Genomic DNA, 26,365 nt, shown 5'->3' on the forward strand with positions numbered 1-26,365 from the left:
ACAGTAGAAAATATAATATACCCTTAAATTGACTAAAGTATGCGTGTTGAAAGTGGAGAAGAAAAAAGATGAGGAAAAAAACACCCGATGAAAGTATGAGGAAACACTTTCGTCGGGCAGGATAAATTAAATAACAGTTACAGTGGAGCCAATTGGATCGGCTTTTGTTAATACGATTTGATGTGCAGGAAACTGATTTTTCATTGAAACTACAAATTGTTCAGCGATGTCATTCGGTACAATTGAAATTAAAGTTGGACCAGCTCCACTTAAGGCAGTTCCAAATGCACCCGCTTTTTTAGCTGCTTCATGAATTTCTTTATAATCAGGAATAAGTTGAGAACGATAAGGCTCATGGAAAAGATCTGCTTCCATATAACGACCAATTCGCTCAAAGTCTTTAGCAATTAATGATGCTGCAAGCATATTGGCATGAGCACTTGCTCGAACAGCATAGCCTCGCTCAAATTGGGCAGGTAATACACTACGAGATTCTGCTGTTTTCAGTTCTACATTTGGAATAAATACTACGAATGCCGCTTCGACTTCTGCAATATGGATTGTATCAACAATACCTTCTTCATCCATTGAAGATACAGTTAATCCTCCTAATACAGAGGCAGTCGCGTTATCAGGATGTCCTTCAATTTGAGAGGAAATATTCAGCTTATCTTGTGTCGATAAGTTTAAATCACCTAAAATATTCGCTAATTCAATTGCTGCAACAATTGCAGCTGCACTGCTTCCAAGACCACGAGCTAGCGGTAGTTCACTTGTCATTTCTACTTTACAAGGACGTAATGTGACATTAAATTTTTCGCCAACTTGTTGGGCAATTTTATAAATTAAATGAGTTTCTACCGTTGTATCTGCTGGGACATTTTCTCCAAGATGAATAAATTCCCACTCATTTTGCAAAGATATGTCTAACGTTAAATAAAGTGAAAGTCCAAGTCCGATCGAGTCAAATCCAGGTCCTAAATTTGCCGTACTTCCAGGGACTTTGATTTGCCATTTACTGCTCATAGATTGAAAACGCCTTCGATATAGTTGCGAATTTCTTCTTCATCATTTTTTAATGAGACAAGATCAACAGTAGATACGTTCATTGCAGTGTCAGGATCTTTAAGACCGTTACCTGTAAATACTGTTACAACTCGGCTACCTGGAGCAATTTTTCCTGCTTTAACAGATTTAATTACACCAGCTAATGATGCAGCTGATCCAGGCTCTACGAAAATGCCCTCTTTACCAGCAATTAATTGGTAGGCTGCTAAAATTTCTTCATCTGTTACTGAATCAATAATACCGCCGGACTCGTCACGAGCTGCCTCAGCAAATTTCCAACTTGCTGGGTTACCGATTCGGATTGCTGTTGCTACTGTTTCTGGATTCGCAATTGGTTCGCCTTTTACGATAGCAGCAGCACCTTCTGCTTCAAAGCCATACATTTTTGGTAGACCACATTGCTTAACATCATTATATTCTTTAAAACCTTTCCAATATGCAGTAATATTTCCGGCATTACCTACAGGGATGCATAAATAATCAGGTGCATGACCAAGTTGATCTACAATTTCAAATGCCGCAGTTTTTTGACCTTCAATACGGTAAGGGTTGACTGAATTTACAAGAGCAATAGGCGTAGTTTCACCAATTTTACGAACAATATTTAAGGCGTCATCAAAGTTGCCGTCGATCTCGATAATTTTAGCGCCATACATGCAAGCTTGTGCTAACTTTCCAAGAGCAACTTTGCCTTTTGGAATTACAACGATGGATTGAATACCAGCACGTGTCGCATAGGCTGCAGCCGCTGCCGATGTGTTTCCTGTAGAAGCGCAGATAACGACTTTTGAGCCATCTTCAATCGCTTTTGCTACAGCAAAAACCATCCCACGGTCTTTAAATGAACCAGTTGGGTTTGCGCCTTCAATTTTGCCGTATAATTCAATGCCAAGCTCCTTTGATAAATTCACTAAAGGAATTAACGGTGTGTTCCCTTCATTTAAAGATAATGCAGGTGTATTTTCTGTTACAGGTAAATATTGTTTATATTCTTCGATGAGACCTTTCCACATAGACAATTTAGCTCCTTTTGTTCTCGCTAGATGAACAGTTGTTTTTATATACAAGACATTTTAAACCTATGTGCCATCTATTTCAATAGGGAAAGGTAAATTGTCTAAACTATTAGATAAATAAAATTGTAGTTGTCACAGTTAAAAAACAAATGTATGATAATTAACGTTAAGTCAGGTGTAAAGACAGATGGAAGGCGGAGGGGTAAAGTGGGTCAAGGTAAAAGTGAAAATCAACCGATTTCACGTAATAAATTATTAGGCGTAGCCGGTGTAGGTTGGATGTTTGATGCAATGGATGTCGGAATTCTTTCTTTTGTCATTGCCGCGTTAGCCGTTGATTGGGGATTAAATAGTAGTCAAATGGGATGGATCGGTAGTGTAAACTCGATTGGTATGGCAGTAGGGGCATTACTATTTGGCGTACTTGCAGATAAAGTTGGTCGAAAACAAATTTTCATGTGGACGTTAATTTTATTTTCAGTAGCAAGTGGATTATCTGCATTAACAACCACTTTAGCTGCGTTTTTAATATTGCGCTTCTTCATCGGTATGGGACTTGGTGGTGAGCTACCTGTCGCATCTACATTAGTATCAGAGAGTGTAAAAGCAGAAGAACGCGGTCGCGTCGTTGTTTTACTTGAAAGCTTTTGGGCAGCTGGTTGGTTAATTGCAGCAATTATTTCGTACTTTGTTATACCGGCGGATTTCTGGCCAATTGAAGGGTGGCGTGTGGCATTAATTATTACAGCAATTCCCGCATTTTATGCGATCTATATTCGAATGAAATTACCAGATTCCCCACAATTTGCAGTGAAAGCGGAGTCAAAACAGCGTTCAGTTTTTCAAAATATAAAGGAAGTTTGGTCGAAAAAATATGCGCGCTCCACGTTCATGCTTTGGGTTTTATGGTTTGCGGTAGTATTTTCATATTATGGAATGTTCTTATGGCTACCAAGTGTAATGGTTGGAAAAGGATTCGACCTAATTACAAGTTTTAAATATGTTTTAATCATGACCCTTGCACAATTACCAGGTTATTTCACAGCAGCTTGGTTTATTGAGAAATTTGGACGTAAATTTGTATTAGTAACGTATTTATTAGGAACTGCAGCAAGTGCCTTCGTATTTGGTAGTGCAGAAACAATGGCTGTTTTATTAGTGTCAGGGATGCTTTTGTCGTTCTTTAATTTAGGGGCTTGGGGTGCCTTATACGCCTATACACCAGAGCAATACCCGGCAATTGTACGCGGGACGGGTGCAGGAATGGCTGCTGCTGTTGGTCGGGTTGGAGGGATTTTTGGTCCACTCTTAGTTGGTACGATGTTAACAAAAGGTTATGATATTAGCGTTGTATTCACAGTATTCTGTGTAGCAATTGTTATAGGAGTAACTGCTGTTATCTTTTTAGGAAAAGAAACAAAACAAACAGAATTACAATAAACAATCAAAAAAGTAATCCTTTGTCTTATGCAAAGGGTTACTTTTATTGTGTAAAAGAATGCTTTAGAACTAATAAGTTATAGGAACCTCTACTATGTTAATATGCATTAAATTAATCCTTATTAATATAATGGGTATAGTAAATTTTTTGGTAAACTTTTTTCTTTTACTCATAAATATTACGAAACCATGTCATTTTTCTACATAAAAGTAGAAGTTCTTTAGTATACTAAAGTTTTTTCTGAAAACTCATTGAATTCAATTTATATTCATGATAATGTATTTTTTAATTATTAGAATTTACTGCTCGGATAAGACAGCGAATGATTTTGTCGCTCTTTTTTTGTGGCCATTTTTTAATGCAAAAAAAAGAGAAATAGTTCAATTGTAAAAATTTGATATGAGAAGGGGAGTAGTAGGTAAGTGTGTATTTGTGAGGAGATAAAAAGAAAGTATATTCGTTTATCAAAGGGGCAACGAAAAGTAGCTCAATTTGTGGTTGATAATCCGAACGTAGTTGCGACACATATTGCTTCTGAAGTAGGGAGACTTGCAGATGTAAGTGAGTCAACTGTAATTCGTTTCTGCTATGCAATGGATTTATCGGGATTTAGTGAATTACAAGAGAAAATAAGAGGGTATTTGATTAATAAGGGGGAAATAGCGGAAACCAAAAAAATAGCGCCTTCTAAAAAAGGTAAAAATTCCCTTGGTGCAGACATTGTCAAACAAGACATCACAGGAATTACCAAAACATTTAATGAATTAAATGAACAAAGTTTAGAGGAAGTAATTCAACAATTACATAAAGCAAAAAGAGTTCATTTTTTAGGATTTAGACAATCTGCTCCAGCGGCATTATGGATTTATAACAATCTCTCTGCATTACGAGACCAAGTATTTTTCATTCAGCATGAGGCAGATAAAATTGCACAACAGCTTGCAATTATGGATGAAGACTCCCTGTTATTTGTGATTTCATTAAATGATGAATATGAAGACATTGTAACGACAGTTGAGATTGCAAAACGGAAAAACGTGAAGATTGTAGCAATCCGAGATAAGAAACTAGTGTCAATGAAAGAACCAGCCAATGAAGTGTTAATTGTTCAGTCAGCGCTAGAAGGTGGCGCTACTCGTACGATTGCGATCTATGCATTACTACATGTATTAGTAGAGTCGATGGTACAGCAAAACCCACAGCAGTATGAAAAATTTCGTCAAAAAAAAAGAGAAGTAATTAATATAGAAAACATTAGTGCATTAGGGTAAAAAAACGTAAAGGTCAATTTGGCCTTTACGTTTTTTAACATTAAATTTATTTAATAATTTTACTGCAGTGTATTTCATCGATAAATTCATCGTTAAGTAGAACGGCGTTTTTGCGTGTACCTTCTGTTTGATAGTTCATTTTGTTAAATAATTTCACGGCTGCTTCATTATGCGCCATAATATTTGCTTCAAGTCTTGAAATATTATTTGCACGTGCCCATTTTTCAGTTTCTTTTAGTAGCGCTTCTGCAAGTCCTTTTTGTTTAAATGCATCGAGAATTGCAATTCGTACAGAGGCAATATGCTTTGTACGAGAAGCCTCATTCCCTATAATTTTTGAATAGCCTGCGAACTTACCATCATAAATACATAAAAGAATCGTGCTTGTTTTTTGCTTTCGCCATTCGGCAATCTTTTTACGAACATGCTGCACGGTTAAACCTTGTTCCTCTGGCGCATAATATCCAAATTCGGATTGTGAAAAAATTTCTTCTTGTAAATTAATAAATGCACGAGCATCATTGGCTTCAATTTGTCTTGTTATAAAAGTATTTTTAGCCTTTTGATCAATTGACTCTTCTAACTGTGCACACGAAAATGTTACAGAGTGTCCTAAATTTACATGGACGACTTGGTAGTTAGAATTTGTCCAAGCAAAATAATGGGTAGAAGGAGCTTTTGTTTTTTTCCACCAACTTAAATTTAAATAAGCAGCGTTTGGAAGCTCATGCCCCATAATATTTTGAATTTCATCGTATGTTAGGGTAAAAGTATTCTGTGTACAAAGCTCAAAAAATTGGGCTAATGGAATATATTTCTTTTCCATCTTTTTCATTTCATAATCCTCATTTCTATCATTTCAAACGTCTAATTTTCCTAAATGTGGAAGGTGTATCAATTAGTTGTTGTAAGTGAGACAACTAATTTATGATATTCCGTTGATTAAAGGTTAAATATAGTGCGTATCTATCAAAAATAGCATAAAATTAATAAAATTTATACGTTTTTTGAAAGAATTTTACAAGAAATCTTCTATTTTTCTCTCCGACATCGGTATGTTAAAATGAAGAACGAAAAGCATTTAATATAGGAGGCTCTCGTATGAGTAAAACTTTAGTTTTTGGACATAAAAACCCTGATACAGATACAATCACTTCAGCAATTGTATATGCATTCTTAAAACAACAATTAGGTGTAGATGCTGAGGCAGTACGCCTTGGGGATGTAAATAATGAAACGCAATTCGCTTTAGACAAATTTGGTTTTGAAGCACCACGTCTTATTGCCAATGTAAAGGATGAAGCAGCGCGGGTAATTCTTGTTGACCACAATGAATTCCAACAATCCGCAGATGGTATTGATGAAGTACAAATTTCTGAAGTAATTGATCACCACCGTATTGCAAACTTCCAAACAGCAGATCCGCTTTACTTCCGTGCAGAGCCAGTTGGTTGTACGGCGACAATTTTAAATAAAATCTTCAAAGAAAATAACGTTGAAGTACCCGCAAATATTGCAGGGTTAATGCTGTCAGCAATTGTTTCAGATACTTTACTATTCAAATCACCAACTTGCACAGAGCAAGACGTACAAGCAGGTGCAGAGTTAGCTGGAATTGCGGGCGTTGACGCAGCTGAGTACGGCTTAGCGATGTTAAAAGCAGGTGCAGATCTTTCAGATAAATCATTAGAAGATTTATTATCGTTAGATGCAAAAGGTTTCGAGTTCGGTGAGTATAAAGCTACAGTTGCTCAAGTAAATGCAGTAGATGTCGAAGACGTATTAGGTCGCCAAGAAGAACTTGAAAACTTATTAAATAAGAATGTTGCAGACAACGGGTTAGATTTATTCTTCTTTGTTGTAACAGATATTTTAAATAATGATTCAACAGCAGTTGCAGCTGGTCAAGTAGCGGAAGAAGCAGCTCGAAGTTTCGGAGCGGAAATCATTAACGGACGCATTAACTTACCGGGTGTTGTATCTCGTAAAAAGCAAATTGTACCGGTTTTAACAGAAGGTCTAAAATAATTAAAAATCCGATGCTCATGGAGAGGCATCGGATTTTTTAAATTGTAATGGATAAACTGCAGGACCTTCAATTACTTCGCCTTTTTCATTATAGCGAGAACCATGGCATGGGCAATCCCAAGTGTGGTCAGACTCATTCCATCTCGTTTTACAGCCTAAATGTGTACAACGAGGTGCGGATGTTCGTGTAACATAGCCTTTAATAAATTCTTTACCAATGAAGCCACCTGTTTGAAGCATGAAATAAACTTGTCGCCCGAAGCTTGAACGATTAGGTGAATACAATTCTAATGCAGGACTAGCTATTTTTTTAATTGAATCGAGAAGAATTTCCCCTGCAACTAATGAAGAAGAAAGTCCCCATTTATTAAAGCCAGTAGCAATATATAATGTTTCATCTCGTGAATTTAACTGCCCAATGTAAGGTATTTGATCGGCAGTCATAACATCTTGTGCGCTCCAGTTAAATTCTGGTTTGGGAAGTTCAAATTGACTTTGTAGCTCCGATTCAATGGAATCATAATAAAGGTCTGTTTGTTCGACAGTACCAGCTGAATGGGCGAATCCTCCATAAACGAAGTATGGCTGATTATTGATAAGTGCTGTTCGTATTGTTCGACTTTGTGGATCGATGCTTAAATATTGCCCATCTAAAAGTTGTGTACACTTCGTAGCAGATAAGTATGAGCGGTTGACCTGAAGTTTGACACTGTATAAGTTTTTAATCGATTCTATTGGGTAATGCGTACATAAGATGAGCTTTTTATAATGAATCTTATGACCTCTGCTTGTTGTGATTACATTATCAGAAGGTTGAATATTTGTAATACGAGTATTTAAAAAGAGCTGTGCGTCCATTTTTTTGGCAAGCTGTGCGAAGTGGCGAGTAAATTCTACCGGATTAATTTGCACTTCATTTTCAATTCCGATTGCTAATTTGACTGGGGTTGCGATTTCAATTTCATTTGTTGCGATAAATGGAATGCCTATTTTTTTATAGCATTCAGCTTCTTGAAGTAATTGCTCTCTTCCATCATCAGACGCCGTATATAAATAGGATGTAGCACGAGAAACACTAGGAGGATTGGTAGATAGAGCTCGCTCAATTGCCCCTCGATTGGCTTCGTAATACGCTCTTCCTTGTTCGGTCGACAAACTAGTGTAAATTAAATTATGCTGTACAGTCAATTTTCCAGTAGAGTAGGCGGTAGTCCCTTCTGCAAAATCATGAAGTGCTTCTACTAATACAACTTTATAGCCTTCCTTTGCTAATAAGTAGGCTGTATAAACCCCACTTAAACCACCACCAATAATACAAATATCACTTTTCATAGATTGTTGTAACGTAGGAGCGGAAATAGACTGAACGTCATTTTGCCAAAGCGATTTCTTCAAAAATATCACCTTTTTATTTTTCAGAATGGGATTGTAAAACGAATTTTATACAAAATAGTTAGAATTATAAAGGGGAAGTATTTACATATACTGGCTATTCGATTGCTCCAAGTATACATTTTTATAAATGCTCGCTACAATACAAGAAAGGGGGAGTGTTTGAATTGAAAATTGAAGTATGGTCAGATTATGTATGTCCATTTTGTTATATTGGGAAAAGACAATTAGAACTTGCGTTACAGCAAACCGGTTACAAAGAGGCAATTGAAGTAGAGTTCAAAAGCTATTTATTAGATCCAACAACTCCAGAAGATGCGACAGGTCCTGTGATTGATAGTTTGAAGCAAAAATATAATATGTCCTTAGAAGAAGCAAAGGGTATGACTGCGAATGTTGCGTCACGTGCGAAGGAAGTCGGATTAGATTACAATTTTGATGATATGAAAACTGCTAATACAGTAAAAGCACATCGTTTAGCGAAATGGGCTGAAACTAAAGGCAAAGAGAAAGAATTTACAGAGCGCGTTTTAAAGGCCTACTTTTTGGAAGGGCAAGCAATCGGGCAGTCAAATGTCTTACAAACACTTGCTGAAGAAGTGGGCTTATCTAGTGAAGGTGCAAAAGAAGTATTAGAAAACAATCAATATATGGAAAATGTGCAACAAGATATCTCTATTGCTCAGCAGTTAGGGGTACGTGGTGTACCTTTCTTTGTTATTGATAATAAATATGGTATTTCAGGAGCGCAACCACAACAAGTTTTTGAGCAAGCAATTGAAAAAGCCGCACAGGAAGCAGGACTACGTAAACCTTTAAAAATGCAGGGGGATAGTGGAGTTGTATGTACGGACGACTCCTGCGAAATTTAATTTCAGCCTAAAGTATGAGAGCTATCGTATTGATTTTTTACGATAACTCTTTTATTATATAAAAGTATTTTGAATTTGAGATATATGAAATTGGGATACATCTTCCAAACAATAAAATTAAACATTTAACGAAGGAGTTTTTATAATATGACAAACGTATTAGTAGTAAAAGCAAATAACCGTCCAGACGGCGTATCAACAAAAATGTACGAAACTTTCATGGCTGAAGTTGCAAAAGTGGAAGGATTAAATGTTTCAACTTTTGATGTATTTGAAGAAAATTTAGCATACTTCGGTCAAGAGTTATTCAATGCTTTCGGTAAAATGCAAAATGGTGAAGCATTAACAGATCTTGAGCAAGCTTCAATCGAATCATTCAATAAATCTCGTGAAGCATTAACTGCTGCAGAAGTAGTAGTATTTGCGTTCCCATTATGGAACCAAACTATTCCAGCTGCATTACAATCATTCATTGATTACACTTACGGAGCAGGTTATTCATTCAAATACGATGAAAATGGACAATTAGTGAGCTTAATGACTGATAAAAAATATGTAGTATTAAACGCTCGTGGTGGTATTTACTCAAATCCACAAATGGCGCCATTAGAAATGGCTGTAAACTATATCAACAATGTAATTGGTGGCGTATACGGTATGGAAAAAGTGGCTGAAGTAGTAATCGAAGGTCACAATGCGAACCAAACTGAAGCTGCAAATATTATCGCTGCTGGTTTAGAGCAAGTGAAAGATGTAGCTCAAAAATTAGCTACAGTAACAGCTTAATCGTAAAACTTTATAGTATTAGAACGTTAATGAGTCCCGTGCAAATTGTGTACGGGACTCATTTTTATTTAAATTGGATTTAGTTGTAGTTCGACATTTATTTGGACATTTTCGTCGATTAAAAACCCACCTTTTTCGAGGATAGCATTGTATGTTAAATTAAAGTCTTTTCGGTTAATGAAAGTAGTGCAAGAGAAACCGTATGTATCTACATTCCAAGGATTTGTTACATGACCTGTATAAACAACATCAAAAACTACCGGGTTTGTAATCCCCTTGATTGTTAAATCCCCAAAAAGCTTGAATGAATTACAGCTACCTTCGACCGCTTTTTTAATAAATGTAATTTTTGGATAACGATCCGCATTAAAGAAATCAGCAGAAATTAAATGTTGATCTCGTGAGTTATCATGTGTATTAACACTTGCAACATCAAGGTCGAATCGGATAGCAGAATTTTTGAAGCTTTCAATTTGTTCTGCTTCAATTTGTGCAGAGAACGAATTAAATACACCATTAACTTTTGTAATCATCATATGCTTAATTGAAAAGTTAATGGATGAGTGTAGTATATCTACTACGTATGTTGTCATGTTACCCCCTCCTGCAAGAGTAAATAAATCTATATTTCCATCATAAATTATATGGATAATTATTACAACGCCTGTAAGTAAGCTACTTACTTTTCGTAATTTGTTTACGATGGTAAAATAGAAGAGAGTAATTTTTACGAAGAATAGATTTTTATGAATTTTAATATAGAGGTGAAAAAATTGAAGGAAACAGCATTATGTCCTCGTTTATCAAAAGCGATGGAATTAGTAGGAAAACGTTGGACAGCGTTGATTATTTATCAGTTGCTAGAGGGGCCTCAACGTTTTAACGCGATAGAGGCAGCATTACCAATAAGTGGCCGACTACTTTCGGAACGTCTAAAGGAATTAGAAAAAGAAGGGATTGTTGAAAGAAAAGTTTATTCTGAAGTACCAATCCGTGTAGAGTATCATTTAACAGAAAAGGGTCTTTCCCTTGAAAAAGTCGTAAGAGAAATCGAAGTTTGGGCCAAAACCTGGCTGTAGCAGTTGTGTTTTACTTGTAAAAAGCACGGTAAAAACAGATACTAAAGAGGTACTGAGCTTTACAAGAAAGGAACGGACATTTATGACAATTCAAAAATGGGAAAAGGATCTTTCACAGTGGATTCCTTCACATAATGTAAAATTAAATGAATCATTAAAAAAATATACGATGACAAAACTTGGGGGGCAGGCAGATGTGCTTGTACTACCTGAAACAGAGGAGCAAGCTGTAGCAGTAGTAAAATATGCAGCTCACAATCAAATACCATTATTAATGCTAGGTAACGGTTCAAATATGGTTGTACGTGATGGTGGGGTGCGCGGTATTGTATTACACTTTGCATTATTAAATGCGATTCGTATCGAAGGTACTACAGCCTATGCACAGGCGGGTGCTTTAATTAAAGATGTGTCAAAGCGAGTAGCGGAGCAAAGCTTGTCAGGATTTGAATTTGCTTGTGGTATACCAGGATCGATTGGTGGTGCCATGGCGATGAATGCAGGAGCTTATGGTGGAGAAATTAAAGATATCGTAACATCTTGTACGGTATTGACACCAGAGGGTGAAAAACTTGTGCTATCTAATGAACAATTAGAACTCTCGTACCGTAAAAGTATTATTACAAAAAAGGGGTATTATGTTCTATCAGCAACTTTTGAATTAACAAAAGGCGATCAACAGCAAATCGATGCTAAAATTGCAGACTTAACATTCCAACGTGAATCAAAACAACCACTTGAATACCCTTCGGCAGGTAGTGTTTTCAAGCGTCCTCCAGGTCATTTTGCTGGTAAGCTTATTCAAGATAGTGATTTGCAGGGGAAAGGTGTCGGTGGTGCGGAAGTTTCAAAGAAACACGCAGGTTTTATCGTAAATAAAGACAATGCGACGGCAAAAGACTATATCGAGACGATTCAAATGGTACAAAAAGTTGTGAAAGAAAAGTTTGATGTAGATTTAGAAATGGAAGTAAAAATTGTCGGTGAAGACTAAATAATTTAAGTGTCCTTCGTTTATGCGAGGGGCACTTATTTCCATTTTAAAAAGAAAAAATACATAGATAGTTAGGAGAAAGTAAATGAAGTTTATTTCATGGAATGTCAATGGCATCCGGGCGTGTGTGAACAAAGGGTTTTTAGAATATTTTCGAGAAATGGATGCCGATTTTTTCTGTATTCAGGAAACGAAATGTCAAACTGGACAAATTGACCTTCAACTAGACGGCTATACTCAATTTTGGAATGATGCTCTGAAAAAAGGCTATTCTGGTACCGCTATTTTTACAAAGCATAAACCATTAGCAGTTCATTACGGTGTCGGTGAAGAATTAGAGGAAAATGAAGGTCGAATTATTACTTTAGAATATGCAAATTTTTATTTAGTGAATGTATATACACCAAATGCTAAACGTGATCTTTCCCGATTATCTGAGCGACTAGAATGGGAAGACCGTATGCTTCTTTATTTGAAAGAGCTTGATAAGAAAAAGCCGGTTATTTTTTGTGGGGACCTTAACGTCGCTCATGAAGAGCTGGATTTAAAAAATGCGAAATCTAATAAAGGTAACTCTGGTTTCACAGCGGAAGAACGAAGGAAGATGACGGATTTTCTCGCAAGTGGCTTTACCGATACATTCCGTTATACTCATCCTAATGAACCGGATCATTTTACGTGGTGGTCGTACATGAGTAAAGTACGTGAGCGTAATATTGGTTGGCGTATTGATTACTTTATCGTATCCAACCGCCTGCTAGATCATATAGAAAAGGCCAACATTCATTCCCACGTATTAGGTAGTGATCATTGTCCGATTGAATTGGTTATTAATATTTAATTATAAAATACTATGCGCCTGTAAAATTTCATATAGATATATTAAACCAATCTGATTTGACATGTATCTGTAAAGAAATGGGGCGAAACAATGACAAAGCATCAAACAAAATCAAAAAAGCGTACAATTTTAAAAGCAACTGCATGGGTAATAGGGATACTTATTATTTTAGTAGTGATAGCATTAGTAGGTGTTAATTTATATCTTGCAAATTCGAAACCTTTAATTAAAGGTGAGGTAGTAGTATCAATTTTAGAAGATGATGTACAAGTCATTCGAGATGACTCAGGTGTACCCCACATTAATGCAAAATCGGATGCAGATTTGTATCGCGCACAAGGGTATGTCCAAGCTCAAGACCGTTTGTTTCAAATGGATTTAGCACGTCGCCAAGCGGGCGGCATGTTAGCAGAAGTAATTGGAGAAGCAGCAGTTGAGACAGATAAATATTTCCGTACATTTAGTTTACGCCATGCAGCAGAGTTATCTTGGGAAGACTATGATGCACAGTCAAGGCAAATATTAGAGTGGTATGCTGAAGGCGTGAACGCATTCATCGATGAAGTAAAGGGGACAAGTAAGCTTTCTTATGAATTCAAGTTACTCGGTTACGTACCAGAGCGCTGGACGCCAATTGATTCCTTATCAATAGGGAAATACATGGCCTACGATTTAGGCGGTAACTGGAACCAGCAAGCATTCCGTTCCTGGGCATTACAAAATTATACAAAGCAGCAGGCAGCAGAGTTATTTATCGAATATCCAGATAATGCAAAGTCAATTATTGAAGCCAATTTAAAGTTGGAAACGGATGTTGCTACGTTAGTTACGCCAAATTATTTACCATCTGAGTTCAATGGTAGTAATAACTGGGTACTAAGTGGTGATTTAACACAGTCAGGGAAACCACTTCTTGCAGATGACCCACATCTCGGACTGAGTACGCCATCTGTGTGGTATCAAATGCACTTACAATCACCAGAACAAAATGTAAGTGGAGTTATTTTTGCTGGGATTCCTGGCATTATATTAGGGCATAACGAGGAAATTGCATGGGGTGTGACAAATGTCAACCCAGATGTACAGGATTTATATATTGAAATACCAAACCCTGAAGATCCATATCAATTTAAATATGACGGACAATGGGAAGATGCTACCGTGCGTAAGGAGCCAATTAAGGTAAAGGGCGGTAACACAATTGAGTTTGAAGTTGTAGAAACACGGCATGGTCCAATTATCTCGGACATCATGACGAAAGATACAATAGTGAAAGAGAAGTTTGCTATGCAATGGACAGCGTTACAATCAACACAAGAGTTAAAAGCGATACTTGGCTTTAACAAGGCGAAAAATTGGGAAGAATTTGATTTGGCATTAAAAGATTTCAAAGCACCTGCTCAAAACTTTGTATTTGCGTCTGTAGATGGAACAATTGTTTATAAGGCAAATGGGTTAGTGCCAATTCGTAAACAAGGTACAGGAGCCCTCCCAGTCCCAGGAGACTCTTCGGATTATGGATGGGACAGCTATATTCCTTTTGATGAATTACCGATAGTCATCAATCCACAAGAAGGCTATATTGCTACTGCAAACAATCAAATTATAGGCGAGGAGTATCCATACCACCTATCCAACTTATGGGCACAACCATATCGTTATGAACGGATTGCCGAATTGATAGAAACAGCAGACAATAAATTAAGTGTAGAAGATATGAAAATGATTCAAATGGATAAGAAAAATTTGCATGCGCAAGAATTTTTGCCAAGTCTTCTACAAACAATTAGATTAAGGGATTCAGAAGGGAAATATGAAAAAACTATAGCCCTTTTAGAAGAATGGAATTACTTTGACGATCAAGATCAGGCTGCCCCCCTTGTTTACCATTTTTTAATTGAAAATATGGAAAAGGCTTTGTTTGAAGATGCGATGCCAGAAGATATTTATAAATTAATGCCAGGGAAATCACAAATTACCGATCAAATGCTACGAGATGCGTATGCAGGGCATCAAGGAATTTGGATTGAAGAAGAAGGCGGATTAGAACTGTTTGTGTTTAAAGCTTTTGAAGATACTGTTGAAAAACTGGAGGATCAATACGGATCAAACGTAGCCAAATGGCTATGGGGTAACTATAATCAGCTAACATTCAAACATTCATTATCAAGTGCCTCAAACATTTTAGCTTATTATTTAAATCCAAAACAAGTACCAGTTGGTGGCTCGAGTGTCACAGTGCAAGCGGCAGCAGAAAGAGGAGATGGAAATGTAAACCATGGCGCTTCGTGGCGTTTTGTTGCAGATTTAAATGACCTTTCTAGCGCATTGCATATTGTTGGTCCAGGGCAAAGTGGACATGTAAAATCTAAGTGGTATAAAAATCAAGTAACGAACTGGGTATCGGGAAGTTATAGTAAGACAAAAATTAAAGGTGAAATTGATACCGAACATGAATTACTGTTAAAAGCGAATTAAATTTGGATAAAACTACTTCGTGTCAAATTGAAGTAGTTTTATTTTTTTAGTTCATTCAAACAATCATTTGAATGATTAGTCTGCATAAGATATAATACATTCAAATGAATATTTGAATGAGGTGGGTTGAAGTGAAGGAAAAGGATACTTGTGATGTTATAAAGGTAAATGAAGAAGCAGTGGAGCATGTAAAAAGTCAAATGCCTGATCTTTCAAAAGTTGCCCAATTTTTAAAGGCATTAGCTGATGAGACCCGTTTGAAAATTACGTATGCATTAACAATTGAAGAAAAGCTATGCGTTTGTGATGTTGCAGCAATTATTGGGTCAAGTACCGCGACTGCTTCCCATCATTTACGATATTTGAAGGAGCACGGCTTGGCAAAATCTACGCGTGAAGGGAAGCTAATGTATTATTCATTAGCAGATGATCATGTTTATCAAATTGTGAAGATAGCGTATGAACATTCAAGGGAGTGAGTAGGATGGCACAAAACACAGAGCAATACCGGCTTGAAAATCTTTCTTGCGCAAATTGCGCAGCTAAATTTGAGCGAAATATACGTGAAATAGAGACAGTAGAAGATGTGCAATTAAATTTTGGTGCGGCCAAATTAACTGTTAAAGGGCAAGTTACTGTAAATCAGCTTGAAGAGGCAGGTGCTTTTGACGGCATTAAAGTGTCATTAGCTTCTGAAAGAAAAGTATTGAAGAGCATCCCCTTTTATAAAAGAAAAGAAAATCAATTAGCTTTTTTATCGTTATTATTCGTTATTGTAGGGGTAGTTAGTAGTTTTTCCTTAGGTGAAGATCATTTTTATGTGAAAATGCTTTATGCAGGTGCAATTATTGTAGGTGGTTATTCCATTTTCCTAACGGGTATACGAAACTTGCTACGACTTGAATTTGATATGAAAACATTAATAACAATTGCGATTATTGGTGCCGCGATTATTGGTGAATGGCAAGAAGCTGCCATCGTAGTTTTCTTATTTGCTGTTAGTGAAGCATTAGAAGCGTATTCGATGAATAAAGCACGCCAATCCATTTCACAGTTAATGGACTTAACTCCACCTACAGCCTTGATTAAGCGAGTGCATGGGGAACACTTTCATGAAATGGAAATCGCAACGGAAGATATTCAAATTGGGGATATTATAATCGTGAAGCCGGGTCAAAAAATTGCGATGGATGGTATTGTTGTTGAAGGGATGTCTACAGTCAATCAAGCAGCCATTACTGGAGAGTCGATTCCAGTAATGAGAACGATTGGCGAAAATGTATTTGCGGGGACACTCAACGAAATGGGTGCACTTGAGGTAAAAGTAACAAAACGCGTAGAAGACACAACAATCGCAAAAATTATCCATTTAGTTGAAGAAGCACAGGCGGAAAAAGCACCTTCTCAAAAATTTGTTGATCGCTTTGCGAAGTTTTATACGCCAGCAATTATGTTAGTAGCGTTACTTGTAGCAATCATTCCTGGATTCGTTACAGGAGATTGGGTTCACTGGATATATCAAGGATTAGCAGTATTAGTTGTAGGGTGTCCTTGTGCGTTAGTTATTTCTACACCTGTAGCAATCGTTACAGCTGTAGGGAATGCTGCCCGTCAAGGTGTGCTCATTAAAGGCGGTGCCTACTTAGAAGAGTTAAGCCGAATTCAAGCAGTCGCTTTTGATAAAACGGGTACATTAACAAAGGGGCAACCCGAAGTAATGTCTATCAAGTCATTTAGCTCAAAAACCGAACAACAGTTACTTGCAGAAGTTGCAGCTGTTGAAAAAAAATCACAACATCCGCTGGCTCGGGCCATCCTAGCAAAAGCTTTTGATGTGAAAATTCATATTCAAAATACAGAAGATTTCCAATCCATTACTGGGAAAGGTGCTTATGCGACTGTTGATGGACTAAAAGTATATGTAGGTAGCGTAAGTTGGATAAAAACAATTGTGCCAGTTCAACAAGACATTATAGAAGAAATTAAACAGCTAGCTTCAAAGGGGCAATCTGTAATAGTTGCTGCTAATGATGAGCAAGTGTTAGGAATACTTGCGATTGCTGATCAAGTAAGACAAGAAAGTCAGGCAGTTATTAAAGCACTACACGATAATCAAGGGAAGCATACGGTAATGTTAACAGGGGATTCAGCCCAAACGGCTTGTAAGATTGCTGAGCAGTTAGCTATTGAGGATGTTCGGGCAGAACTATTACCTGAAAATAAACTTCAAGCAATGAAAGAATTACAGCAACAGTATGGTTCTGTTGCAATGGTTGGTGACGGTGTGAATGATGCACCGGCATTAGCAGCGGCGAATATAGGGATTGCAATGGGGGGCGCAGGAACTGATGCAGCGTTAGAAACCGCTCAAGTTGTATTTATGAGTGACGATTTAACAAAGCTTCCTTATACAATGAAGCTTAGCAAGAAAACGTTAATGATTATTAAACAAAATATAATTTTTGCTTTAGGATTAAAGCTGATTGCTCTTTTACTTGTAATACCAGGATGGTTGACACTATGGATTGCAATCTTTGCAGATATGGGAGCAACATTGTTAGTTATCTTTAATTCGTTAAGACTATTGAAAATTAGAGAATAAAAAATAGGAAATATGTAGTGTAGTTATTTTTAACCTGTCCAATATAATAACAGAAAATTATAAAGCATGAAAAAATGTTATTTTCGTCATGTTGAGTTATTCAGTACATCGTATTATTATTAATTAGATAATATAGAAGTTAAATGAGGCGAAAGTTAGACATGACGAATACAAAGCTAGTGAACGTGACAGAAGAAATTGTTCGAGGGCTTGTTAGTTTTTTGTTACATGGTGTTGAATACCAGACGTTTTGTCATTGTGAACAATGTGAAATGGATGTTAATGCAATCGCACTGAATGCATTACCTACGAAATACGTAGCATCTGAAAGATCACGTGACGCCGTGTTTAAACAATTAAATACACCAGAAAATATTGAAGAAATTAATAAACAAATTATTAGAGCGCTTCATATTGTAAGTCGAAATCCAAGGCATTAACGAAAAGGTTATCCAAAATCATAAAATTTGGGTAGCCTTTTTTATTTGAATAATAAGAAAAATAATAGAGAAAATTAAAAAGAAGGATAAATAATCTTTTCTGAAAGCTATACTGTTTTCAGTTAACTTTTTTGCATTAATTGTAGTAAACTTAAGATAGCGTTTGGAAAGAGAGGGAACAGCTATGCCAACACCTAGCATGGAGGATCACATTGAACAAATTTATTTATTAATTGAAAATAAAGGATATGCTCGTGTGTCCGATATTGCGGAAGCCTTATCTGTTCTACCTTCCTCAGTTACGAAAATGGTGCAGAAATTAGATAAAGACGGTTATTTAGTCTATGAAAAATATAGAGGCTTAACATTGACACCGAAAGGGCAAAAATTAGGGAAACGGCTTGTGCAGAGACATGAGTTACTCGAGCAATTTTTACGCTTAATAGGGGTCGATGAACAACGGATTTATGAAGATGTTGAAGGCATTGAACATCATTTAAGTTGGAATTCTATTGATCGTATAGCTGATTTAGTACAGCTTTTAGAAGAACAACCTGAACTAACAAGGAAGCTAGAAGAAATGAAAACAAATCATAGTATGTAATGATTGACAAGAAAAAGGAGACGAATATGAATCAATTAATTAAATCTGGACAAGTTGTCCATTTAACGGTTTTAGAAGAGCAAGGATCGCGTTATATTTTAACAAATGGAGAATTAGAAATTCCATTAAATGCTTCGGATGTGACAGAATCCTTAGCAATTGGGGATACAGTAAATGTATTTTTATACGCAGACCGTCGTGGGGATTTACAGGCTACAACTGCATTACCTCACATTACTGAGGCAAGCTATGGCTGGGCACGTGTATTAAAGGTGACAAAAGAAGGGGCGTATTGTGATATCGGTACATCTCGTGAAGTACTTGTTCGAGCAGAAGATTTACCGGCAATTAACGATGTATGGCCTGAGGTTGGAGATCACTTATACATGACATTACGTACTGATCGTAATGGGGATTTATTTGGTCGCCTAATTACAGAAGAAAAAGTAAATGATATGTACGAAGGTGCCCTTGAAGATATGTTTAATAAAAACATTACAGCACGCCCATATCGTTTATTACCAGTAGGATCGTTTTTACTTGGTGTAGAAGTACCTTACCGTATTTTCGTACATCAATCAGAAATGAAGGCTGAGCCTCGTTTAGGGCAAGATATACAAGTACGTATTATTGATGTAAAGGAAGATGGCTCATTAAACGGTTCGTTCCTTCCACGAAAGCATGAGCGTCTAGGTGAAGATGCTGAAAAAATCCTTGCTTACTTAGAAAGTGTAGGTGGCAAGATGCCGTTTGGTGATAAATCAACACCGGAAGAAATCCAAGAAATGTTTAAAATGAGTAAAGGTGCATTTAAACGTGCTTTAGGTACATTAATGAAAGCACGTAAGATCACTCAAAAAGACGGTTGGACAGAAATCGCATAATCAACAATTAAAAATGAACGATATAGAAAGAAGTAAAGGGCGAAACAATAGAAATGCAACCTTTTACTTTTTTTATTCGTATTATAATATAAGTGTACATGAATCTTACAATAGTTGGGTATTAGAGAGTGTTGTACATTTCGAAGGGGGTATTTTAACATGAAACAAAAGTGGATTTCACTTGTTGCGGCATTAGTTCTTATCTTTTCGGTACTTGTACCAATGGGCGCATCTGCAGCAACTACTGAGCAAAAAAATCCTATCAATGAAAAGCTTGGTGTACCAATAGTCGTTTACGGCAGTAACTTATCTGCAGATGAAAAAGAAAAAGTGAAAACGGCATTGCGTGTAGCCAATGAATCAGAAGTTGACGAAATTACTATTTCAGGGCAAGATTTAGCAAAATATATTAAAGATAGTAACCCAAGTTCACGTATGTTCTCATCAGCCAAAATTACACGTCAAGATGTAGGAAAAGGCTTAACAATAAGTATTGTAACACCAGAAAATATTACACAAGTAACTTCTGAAATGTATGCGAGTGCCATGTTAACAGCAGGCATAGAAGATGCAATTGTGGAAATTGCAGCACCAAAGCCAGTAACAGGTCACTCAGCATTAGTAGGAATTTATAAAGCATATGAAGTAAAAACAGGAGAAACATTAGATATAGAGCGTACCGATGTTGCAAATGATGAATTATCAGTAGCAACATCCCTTGCAGAATCAGCAGGAATTAGCGATGAGCAAGTGGCGGAGCTATTAACGCAAATAAAAAAAGCAATTGCAGAAAATAAACCAGCATCAAAAGAGGAAGTACAACAAATTGTAGAAGATCAGTTAGAAAAATTGCAAATTAATTTAAGTGATACAGATCGACAATTACTTGTAGATTTAATGGATCGTATTAGTAATTTAAATATTGATTTTAGTAAACTCTCTTCTCAATTATCAGATTTGAGTGCGAAGTTCGAAGAAAAATTTGGTGCGATTTTAGAAGATGAAGGCTTCTGGCAAAGCGTTAAAAATTTCTTCAATAATTTAATCGATACAATTTCTTCTTGGTTTTCTAAAGAATAATTATTAATGAAAGCTCCCTCTTTATGAGGAGCTTTTATTTTTTTGCCAAATAAATCTGTGCTATATTGGTAGCAAGAATAGGAGGGAGTAATATGGAATTTACGTATCGTAACAAAGGAAATAATGTGGGTGCATTTGAGTATGAATTAAACGGTAATCGTGTTGCAGAAATTACTTGGGTGGAACGTGATGGTGTCATGAATATGAATCATACGTATGTGTCGGATGTATTAAGAGGCCAAGGGGTGGCGAAGAAGTTACTTGATGCAGCGGCAGCCTATGCACGTGAAAATAATTTAAAAATGAAAGCAATTTGTTCTTATGTAGTTGCTTCATTTGACAAAAGTGATGCATATGACGATGTGAAAGCCTAAAGGCAACAAATTAAATCGTAAAAAATAAGCTGTGCGAAATTTTTCGCACAGCTTTAATTTTAGGTTAAAAAGCTACAAAGAAGGAAATAATAGCAGTGATGACAGAGGCAACACCGAAAAGTGCAAAAATCTCTGACCATTCATAGCGAGTTTCTTTATTTTGAAACATAATAAGCACTCCTTTAGGATAAATTTGGAATTTTATAATTCTATTTTTAATTTATCCAATTAATATAGAATCTAATCATTTTATATGAAATGTTTTAAAGGAGAATAATTTGGGGTATATATGCACATAAGACATTTATATTAGGAGGTAATTTAAATGGCAAAATTAAAAGGTAAAGGTGTAGTAATAGCAGGATTATTAGCAGGTGCAGCTTCATTTTTAAGTAAAAAAGAAAACCGTGATAAAGCAATGGATTTTCTTAACGAAGCAAAAACAAAAGCTTCACAAGTGATGGCGGATCATAAACAAAGTTATCAAGCAAATACAAATCGATCAAATGAAGAAACGTTGCCTGTTGGAGAAGTGGCTGGGGATGTGGCTGAGGCTGCAGCAAGTCCAAATACATTAACAATTAATGAAAATGAATTTTTATCTGAGGGTGGCGCACAGCGTACTATTGCTGAATATAATAAGCAACAATAAAAAAAGGGCTTGTCTAGAAAATTCTAGACAAGCCCATTCGTTATCAAAAAGAAAAATTAAGCTTTAGTAATTTCTTTTTTCATTGTTTTGTTTTTCGCAAGGTTTACGTGCCAAGAAAGAGCTTCCTCTAAGATGTGAGGAGTTTGCGCGTTTCCTGTTGCTTCAACAGCACGGTTGTAGTAATCCCATAACTGATCTTTGAAGTCTGGGTGTGCACAGTTTTTAATAATTAACTCAACACGCTCTTTTGGAGCAAGACCACGTAAGTCAGCAATACCTTGTTCTGTTACGATTACATCTACATCGTGCTCAGTGTGGTCTACGTGTGAAACCATTGGTACGATTGAAGAGATCGCGCCACCTTTAGCGTATGATTTCGTTACGAAGATACCTAAACGAGCGTTACGAGCGAAGTCACCAGAACCGCCGATACCGTTCATCATTTTAGTACCTGAAACGTGTGTAGAGTTTACGTTACCGTAAATATCTAATTCAAGAGCAGTGTTGATTGAGATTAAGCCCAAACGACGGATAAGCTCAGGGTGGTTAGAAATTTCTTGTGGACGTAATAAAATTTTGTCAGCATACTTTTCTAAGTTGCCGTATACTTTCTTTTGTAGTTCCTCTGTTAAAGTAATAGAAGTTGCAGCAGCAAAACGTACTTTACCTGCATCAATTAAGTTAAATACTGCATCTTGTAATACTTCAGAAGATACTACTAAGTTTTCGAATTCTGAATCAGCGAAGCCGTCTAATACAGCGTTTGCTACTGAACCTACACCAGATTGTAATGGCATTAATTCGTTTGTTAAACGACCCGCTTTAATTTCTGAGCGGAAGAAGTCTAATAAAATGTTTGCCATGTTTTGTGTTTCTTCATCTGGAGGAACGATTAATGAAGGCGCATCTGGCTCTTCAGAAATAACGATTGCTTGAATTTTAGCTGGGTCAACTTTAATACCAGCAGTACCGATACGTTGTTCAGCGTTAGTAATTGGTAATGGCTCACGTTTACCTTGTTCGGCTGGAACATAAATGTCGTGAATACCAATCATTGACTCTGGGTGAGCAATGTTTAACTCGATAATAATATTTTCAGCATATTCAGCAAAGATCGGTGAGTTACCAACAGAAGTTGTTGGGATAATAGAACCGTCTTCAGTAATTGCTACAGCTTCGATAATTGCATGTTTGATTGGTCCAATAACGCCTTGACGTACTAACTCAGCATTGTGAGAAAGGTGTGCATCTACGTATTTGATTTCGCCTTTGTTGATCATTCCACGCATTACTGAATCGCCTTGGAAAGGACCACGTTTGTTGATAACACCAGCAGCTGCTAAATAGTTATCTACTTCAGGACCTAAAGAAGCGCCTGTATATACATCAATTTTAAATTGTTCATTTTTTGCACGTTCAACTAATGCCATTGGAACTACCTTTGCGTCCCCTGCGCGTGTAAATCCTGACATCCCTACTACTGAGCCGTCTTCGATTAAAGCGGCAGCTTCTGCAGCAGATACAATTTTATCTGATAATGATTTTAAACCTAAACGTTTTTCAACTCGTGGATCCATAATAAAATCCTCCCCTAAAAAATTTTGATGGTTTAGAGCTATTTAGAAAATTTTGTAATTTTCTGTTTATTTCGCCAGCTTGTAAAGCGGCATTTACGCTAATAATATCATCAAATTGTCACATTTTCTCCGAATACAGCATAAAAGCGCTTAAAAGTTGCATTTAAGAGAAAATGTATGAATATTCGACGGTAATAATGTTATTTTGGATATAGTAATTACGTTTTAACCTAGCAAATTTGTGCAATATTAATTAAAAAAACAGGGAAAAAGAAGGTATATCAAATTACAAGCTATTGAAAAAAGCGATTTGCTAGGCGCAAATCGCTTATTGTTCATGATTAGAATCCTAAAGAACGGCGGAAATAGCTCGCATAACGTTGACTTACAGGAATGCGCGTACCGTCTTTCATAATTAATAAAAATGTTGAATGAGAATCTGGTTGAATTTCTTCGATGAAGTCAATGTTAACAATATATGAACGGTGGCATCGAATAAATGAGTCAGGAGCCAGGAATAGCTCTAAATCACTTAAGTTTAAACGGTGATACCCTTCACGTTGCATTGTTTTGACAAATGTTTTACGTAATTGTGTCTCCAGATAAATAACTTGATTGTGTTTAATTGGGTACCAGCAATCATCAATTTTAACGGTAATATAGTTAGTTAAAAATGGTGAAGGTTTTTGTGGGAAAATAGCAGTAATTGCTCCCTTTGTTTCTCCTTCTTCAATCAACGGGATACTCATACCATAGTATGGTACTCCAAAAACATCCGATTCGATATACGAATTAATCTTTTGGCCATAAGTAAGCGCTTTATAAGCAGCTGACCCTTCCTTAATCGGGTCACCTGGTTTGATTTTTAAATCTACCTTTTTGCTTGCTTGGTAGTATAAATACTCACTCGTATCTGAAATTGCAATTGACGTATTTTCAGGGAAAAACTCTTTAATGACTTCCATGATTTCTTCTATTTGTTTTGGATCCACTCTGTTACACCTCTTTATAAGCATTTTATACAATTATGAACTATTTTACTACATATTTAAAGAAATTAGGGGGAAGAAGATTTTTTTATTTTTAGAGTATATTTTATAGGGTTTAAAAATGGTAAGTAATAAAAATAAAAAAAGGATAAAAATTACTATAACCCATCGTAAAATGTATATTTTAAGTCACTTAAATAAATTAAATTACATTATATATTTCAAAAAAAGGAATATAAGTGATATATTTGTACTATACCAATTGTTTAAATTAGGTTGAAAGAAAAATATAAAATATGGTAATATTCACTATAGTTACTAATTATTCGAATAAATATATGCAAAACATAGTATTGTAATATGAATAGTCACTTCAATTTTCAAAATACATATATAATTGAACCTCTACTAATTACTATAGAATTATAGCAATTTTGAACATTAATATTAAGTTTACAGGAAAGTATAACTTCCCTATAGACATAATGAAGTACATCCGTGTGCTTTCTACTAAATAACAGAATGTCTATTCTGAAGAAAGATGGGGTAATCTATGCAACTACATCAGCATTCAATCTCTGAAACCATTTCTAAACGATATTTTCAGGAAATCGATAATATCAATCAATATGCTGGGATTGAAGACTTTTTTGTCCTAGAGTCTAAGCTTTTATTTGAGGTATATCATTTGGAAGCTGTAAAGGCAAAAAAGACACTTCATGAAATCATTGATATTTTATCGATTCGTTTTGGAAAACAAGTGATTAAGGTTGTGCGTAATTATTTTGTTATTTTATCTTCTATTGTTGCGCGTAAATTACTAGATAATCAAGTACCATCCAAAAAAGCATTTGCGTTTAATTTAGCATGTGCGGACATGGTAGAAAACCAGATGAAAGATGCAGAATTTTTACAATTTGCAGATGACCTTATTGATTTTTATGTGTACTTCATTGCTGATCGAAAACAGCCAACCTTCCGACATCAAACGGTAAATAAAGTTATTATGTATATTAATGATGAATTGGAAAATGATTTAACAGTAGAAAGTATTGCAGCAAATTTCCACATTAGTACAAGCCATCTATCACGTATTTTCCGTGAGCACGTAGGCATTACTTTAGTAGAATATTTAAACGTACGTCGAGTTGAAGAATCTCAATATTATTTACGACATACAAATAAAAGCATTACCTCAATTTCTGAGCAATTCCATTTCTGTAATCAAAGCTACTTTACGAGAATTTTCAAAAAATATACAAGCGTTACACCAAAGCATTTCCGTGATGAGCTACATCATGAGTTCTTTCGTTTCGAAATTACAGAAGTAGAGTATGAAAAAGCATAAAAATCTTTTATAAGATTTTTACTTTTATATAAAATTTTAACTAAAAGTTTCTGAATTAATTGAAAATATTTTATACAACTCTACATTGAGTATTTGTTGAGAAGGTTTTAGCATTCAAACAACAAATCATAAATGTAGAGTTTTTTCATAGGTAAATAATTAGTATAAATTATTATGCAATTATTTTGATGCGTGCTATTTTTAGTTTTTATAAAAGTGCGATATACTTCAAACTAGTTTAAAAATTAAAGGGAGATAGAGATGAAAAAATATGAAAAGCCAATTTCACTAATCTTAGTAGCAGCAGCAAGTTTTTCGGCGTTATTTTTTATTATTAAGCAAAACATGGAAGCAGCCATTTTGTCGATGACAATTATGTTTACGTTAACAAACTTTTTCAGATCGCGTACATTTAAAGAAAAAGGGCATGAAAAGGAATCGAAATGGATGAAAAAAATGGCAATTACTTTTGCTGTTTTATCTGTTATTGTGTTGTATGTCATGATTGCGGGTTAACGGAATAATTTAGACAGAATTAAAACTATAGAA

At 35.8% G+C, this 26,365-nt stretch carries 26 protein-coding genes; 19 read left to right on the top strand and 7 right to left on the bottom strand.

The window, feature by feature from the left end:
• Nucleotides 1-126: 126 nt before the first annotated feature.
• Both thrB and thrC read right to left on the bottom strand, forming a co-directional pair.
• The gene (gene thrB, locus MKZ17_RS01365; RefSeq protein WP_340722033.1) at nt 127-1,026 is read right to left on the bottom strand and encodes a homoserine kinase; all 900 of its coding nucleotides are present in this window, start codon (nt 1,024-1,026) and stop codon (nt 127-129) included.
• Entirely contained in the window at nt 1,023-2,081 is a 1,059-nt protein-coding gene (gene thrC, locus MKZ17_RS01370; protein WP_340722034.1) for a threonine synthase, read from the bottom strand. Before thrC ends, thrB begins: the two co-directional genes overlap by 4 nt.
• A 282-nt stretch (nt 2,082-2,363) precedes the next feature.
• Here thrC and MKZ17_RS01375 point away from each other — a divergent pair, with 282 nt between their 5' ends.
• Both MKZ17_RS01375 and MKZ17_RS01380 read left to right on the top strand, forming a co-directional pair.
• Nucleotides 2,364-3,524, top strand: coding sequence for an MFS transporter (locus tag MKZ17_RS01375; protein WP_340725483.1), 1,161 nt, complete (start codon nt 2,364-2,366; stop codon nt 3,522-3,524).
• Between the two features lie 423 nt (nt 3,525-3,947).
• A complete protein-coding gene (locus MKZ17_RS01380; RefSeq protein ID WP_340722035.1) occupies nt 3,948-4,796 on the top strand; it encodes a MurR/RpiR family transcriptional regulator in 849 nt (282 codons plus the stop codon).
• 46 nt (nt 4,797-4,842) lie between these two features.
• Here MKZ17_RS01380 and MKZ17_RS01385 read toward each other — a convergent pair whose 3' ends face one another.
• On the bottom strand, nt 4,843-5,631 hold the full coding sequence (locus tag MKZ17_RS01385) for a GNAT family N-acetyltransferase (protein WP_340722036.1): 789 nt from the start codon (nt 5,629-5,631) through the stop codon (nt 4,843-4,845).
• 266 nt (nt 5,632-5,897) lie between these two features.
• Between MKZ17_RS01385 and MKZ17_RS01390 the strand changes: the two genes are divergently transcribed.
• Nucleotides 5,898-6,824: a manganese-dependent inorganic pyrophosphatase gene (locus tag MKZ17_RS01390; RefSeq protein WP_340722037.1), complete on the top strand. Its 927-nt coding sequence runs from the start codon at nt 5,898-5,900 to the stop codon at nt 6,822-6,824.
• A 15-nt stretch (nt 6,825-6,839) separates the two neighbouring features.
• On the opposite strand, the gene MKZ17_RS01395 is transcribed toward MKZ17_RS01390, so the two are convergent.
• On the bottom strand, nt 6,840-8,219 hold the full coding sequence (locus MKZ17_RS01395) for an FAD-dependent oxidoreductase (protein ID WP_340722038.1): 1,380 nt from the start codon (nt 8,217-8,219) through the stop codon (nt 6,840-6,842).
• 164 nt (nt 8,220-8,383) lie between these two features.
• Here MKZ17_RS01395 and MKZ17_RS01400 point away from each other — a divergent pair, with 164 nt between their 5' ends.
• The gene (locus tag MKZ17_RS01400) at nt 8,384-9,088 is read left to right on the top strand and encodes a DsbA family oxidoreductase (protein WP_340722039.1); all 705 of its coding nucleotides are present in this window, start codon (nt 8,384-8,386) and stop codon (nt 9,086-9,088) included.
• Nucleotides 9,089-9,235: 147 nt separating this feature from the next.
• Entirely contained in the window at nt 9,236-9,874 is a 639-nt protein-coding gene (locus MKZ17_RS01405; protein WP_340722040.1) for an FMN-dependent NADH-azoreductase, read from the top strand.
• Nucleotides 9,875-9,942: 68 nt separating this feature from the next.
• Here the strand turns inward: MKZ17_RS01405 and MKZ17_RS01410 are convergent, their stop codons facing one another.
• Nucleotides 9,943-10,467, bottom strand: a complete 525-nt coding sequence (locus tag MKZ17_RS01410) for a YceI family protein (protein WP_340722041.1) — start codon at nt 10,465-10,467, stop codon at nt 9,943-9,945.
• 180 nt (nt 10,468-10,647) lie between these two features.
• Between MKZ17_RS01410 and MKZ17_RS01415 the strand changes: the two genes are divergently transcribed.
• The 12 genes from MKZ17_RS01415 to MKZ17_RS01470 all read left to right on the top strand — a co-directional run bounded on the left by MKZ17_RS01415 (nt 10,648) and on the right by MKZ17_RS01470 (nt 21,902).
• Nucleotides 10,648-10,953, top strand: a complete 306-nt coding sequence (locus tag MKZ17_RS01415; RefSeq protein ID WP_340722042.1) for a winged helix-turn-helix transcriptional regulator — start codon at nt 10,648-10,650, stop codon at nt 10,951-10,953.
• Between the two features lie 82 nt (nt 10,954-11,035).
• Complete coding sequence (murB, locus tag MKZ17_RS01420) at nt 11,036-11,947, top strand: UDP-N-acetylmuramate dehydrogenase (protein WP_340722043.1); 912 nt, start codon at nt 11,036-11,038, stop codon at nt 11,945-11,947.
• Between the two features lie 85 nt (nt 11,948-12,032).
• Nucleotides 12,033-12,788 carry an exodeoxyribonuclease III gene (locus MKZ17_RS01425; RefSeq protein WP_340722044.1) on the top strand — a complete coding sequence of 252 codons (756 nt, stop codon included), beginning with the start codon at nt 12,033-12,035 and terminating at the stop codon, nt 12,786-12,788.
• 90 nt (nt 12,789-12,878) lie between these two features.
• Complete coding sequence (locus tag MKZ17_RS01430; RefSeq protein WP_340722045.1) at nt 12,879-15,266, top strand: penicillin acylase family protein; 2,388 nt, start codon at nt 12,879-12,881, stop codon at nt 15,264-15,266.
• 116 nt (nt 15,267-15,382) lie between these two features.
• The gene (locus tag MKZ17_RS01435; protein WP_340722046.1) at nt 15,383-15,745 is read left to right on the top strand and encodes an ArsR/SmtB family transcription factor; all 363 of its coding nucleotides are present in this window, start codon (nt 15,383-15,385) and stop codon (nt 15,743-15,745) included.
• Between the two features lie 5 nt (nt 15,746-15,750).
• A complete protein-coding gene (locus MKZ17_RS01440) occupies nt 15,751-17,868 on the top strand; it encodes a heavy metal translocating P-type ATPase (RefSeq protein WP_340722047.1) in 2,118 nt (705 codons plus the stop codon).
• A 161-nt stretch (nt 17,869-18,029) separates the two neighbouring features.
• Nucleotides 18,030-18,308, top strand: a complete 279-nt coding sequence (locus MKZ17_RS01445) for a late competence development ComFB family protein (protein WP_340722048.1) — start codon at nt 18,030-18,032, stop codon at nt 18,306-18,308.
• A 184-nt stretch (nt 18,309-18,492) separates the two neighbouring features.
• Nucleotides 18,493-18,912, top strand: coding sequence for a transcriptional regulator MntR (gene mntR, locus MKZ17_RS01450; protein ID WP_340722049.1), 420 nt, complete (start codon nt 18,493-18,495; stop codon nt 18,910-18,912).
• Nucleotides 18,913-18,938: 26 nt separating this feature from the next.
• Nucleotides 18,939-19,796, top strand: coding sequence for a CvfB family protein (locus MKZ17_RS01455; RefSeq protein WP_340722050.1), 858 nt, complete (start codon nt 18,939-18,941; stop codon nt 19,794-19,796).
• A gap of 159 nt (nt 19,797-19,955) precedes the next feature.
• Nucleotides 19,956-20,876 carry a DUF1002 domain-containing protein gene (locus MKZ17_RS01460; protein ID WP_340722051.1) on the top strand — a complete coding sequence of 307 codons (921 nt, stop codon included), beginning with the start codon at nt 19,956-19,958 and terminating at the stop codon, nt 20,874-20,876.
• A 92-nt stretch (nt 20,877-20,968) separates the two neighbouring features.
• The gene (locus MKZ17_RS01465) at nt 20,969-21,250 is read left to right on the top strand and encodes a GNAT family N-acetyltransferase (protein WP_340722052.1); all 282 of its coding nucleotides are present in this window, start codon (nt 20,969-20,971) and stop codon (nt 21,248-21,250) included.
• 325 nt (nt 21,251-21,575) lie between these two features.
• Complete coding sequence (locus MKZ17_RS01470; protein ID WP_340722053.1) at nt 21,576-21,902, top strand: 3-oxoacyl-ACP reductase; 327 nt, start codon at nt 21,576-21,578, stop codon at nt 21,900-21,902.
• Between the two features lie 56 nt (nt 21,903-21,958).
• Here the strand turns inward: MKZ17_RS01470 and MKZ17_RS01475 are convergent, their stop codons facing one another.
• Nucleotides 21,959-23,479 carry a succinate CoA transferase gene (locus MKZ17_RS01475; RefSeq protein ID WP_340722054.1) on the bottom strand — a complete coding sequence of 507 codons (1,521 nt, stop codon included), beginning with the start codon at nt 23,477-23,479 and terminating at the stop codon, nt 21,959-21,961.
• Nucleotides 23,480-23,820: 341 nt separating this feature from the next.
• Entirely contained in the window at nt 23,821-24,471 is a 651-nt protein-coding gene (locus tag MKZ17_RS01480) for a LytTR family DNA-binding domain-containing protein (RefSeq protein WP_340722055.1), read from the bottom strand.
• Nucleotides 24,472-25,021: 550 nt separating this feature from the next.
• Between MKZ17_RS01480 and MKZ17_RS01485 the strand changes: the two genes are divergently transcribed.
• On the top strand, nt 25,022-25,816 hold the full coding sequence (locus MKZ17_RS01485) for a helix-turn-helix transcriptional regulator (protein ID WP_340722056.1): 795 nt from the start codon (nt 25,022-25,024) through the stop codon (nt 25,814-25,816).
• Between the two features lie 261 nt (nt 25,817-26,077).
• Entirely contained in the window at nt 26,078-26,332 is a 255-nt protein-coding gene (locus MKZ17_RS01490) for a hypothetical protein (RefSeq protein WP_340722057.1), read from the top strand.
• Nucleotides 26,333-26,365: the final 33 nt, after the last annotated feature.

Source organism: Solibacillus sp. FSL R7-0682, from assembly GCF_038005985.1.
Lineage (GTDB): Bacteria > Bacillota > Bacilli > Bacillales_A > Planococcaceae > Solibacillus.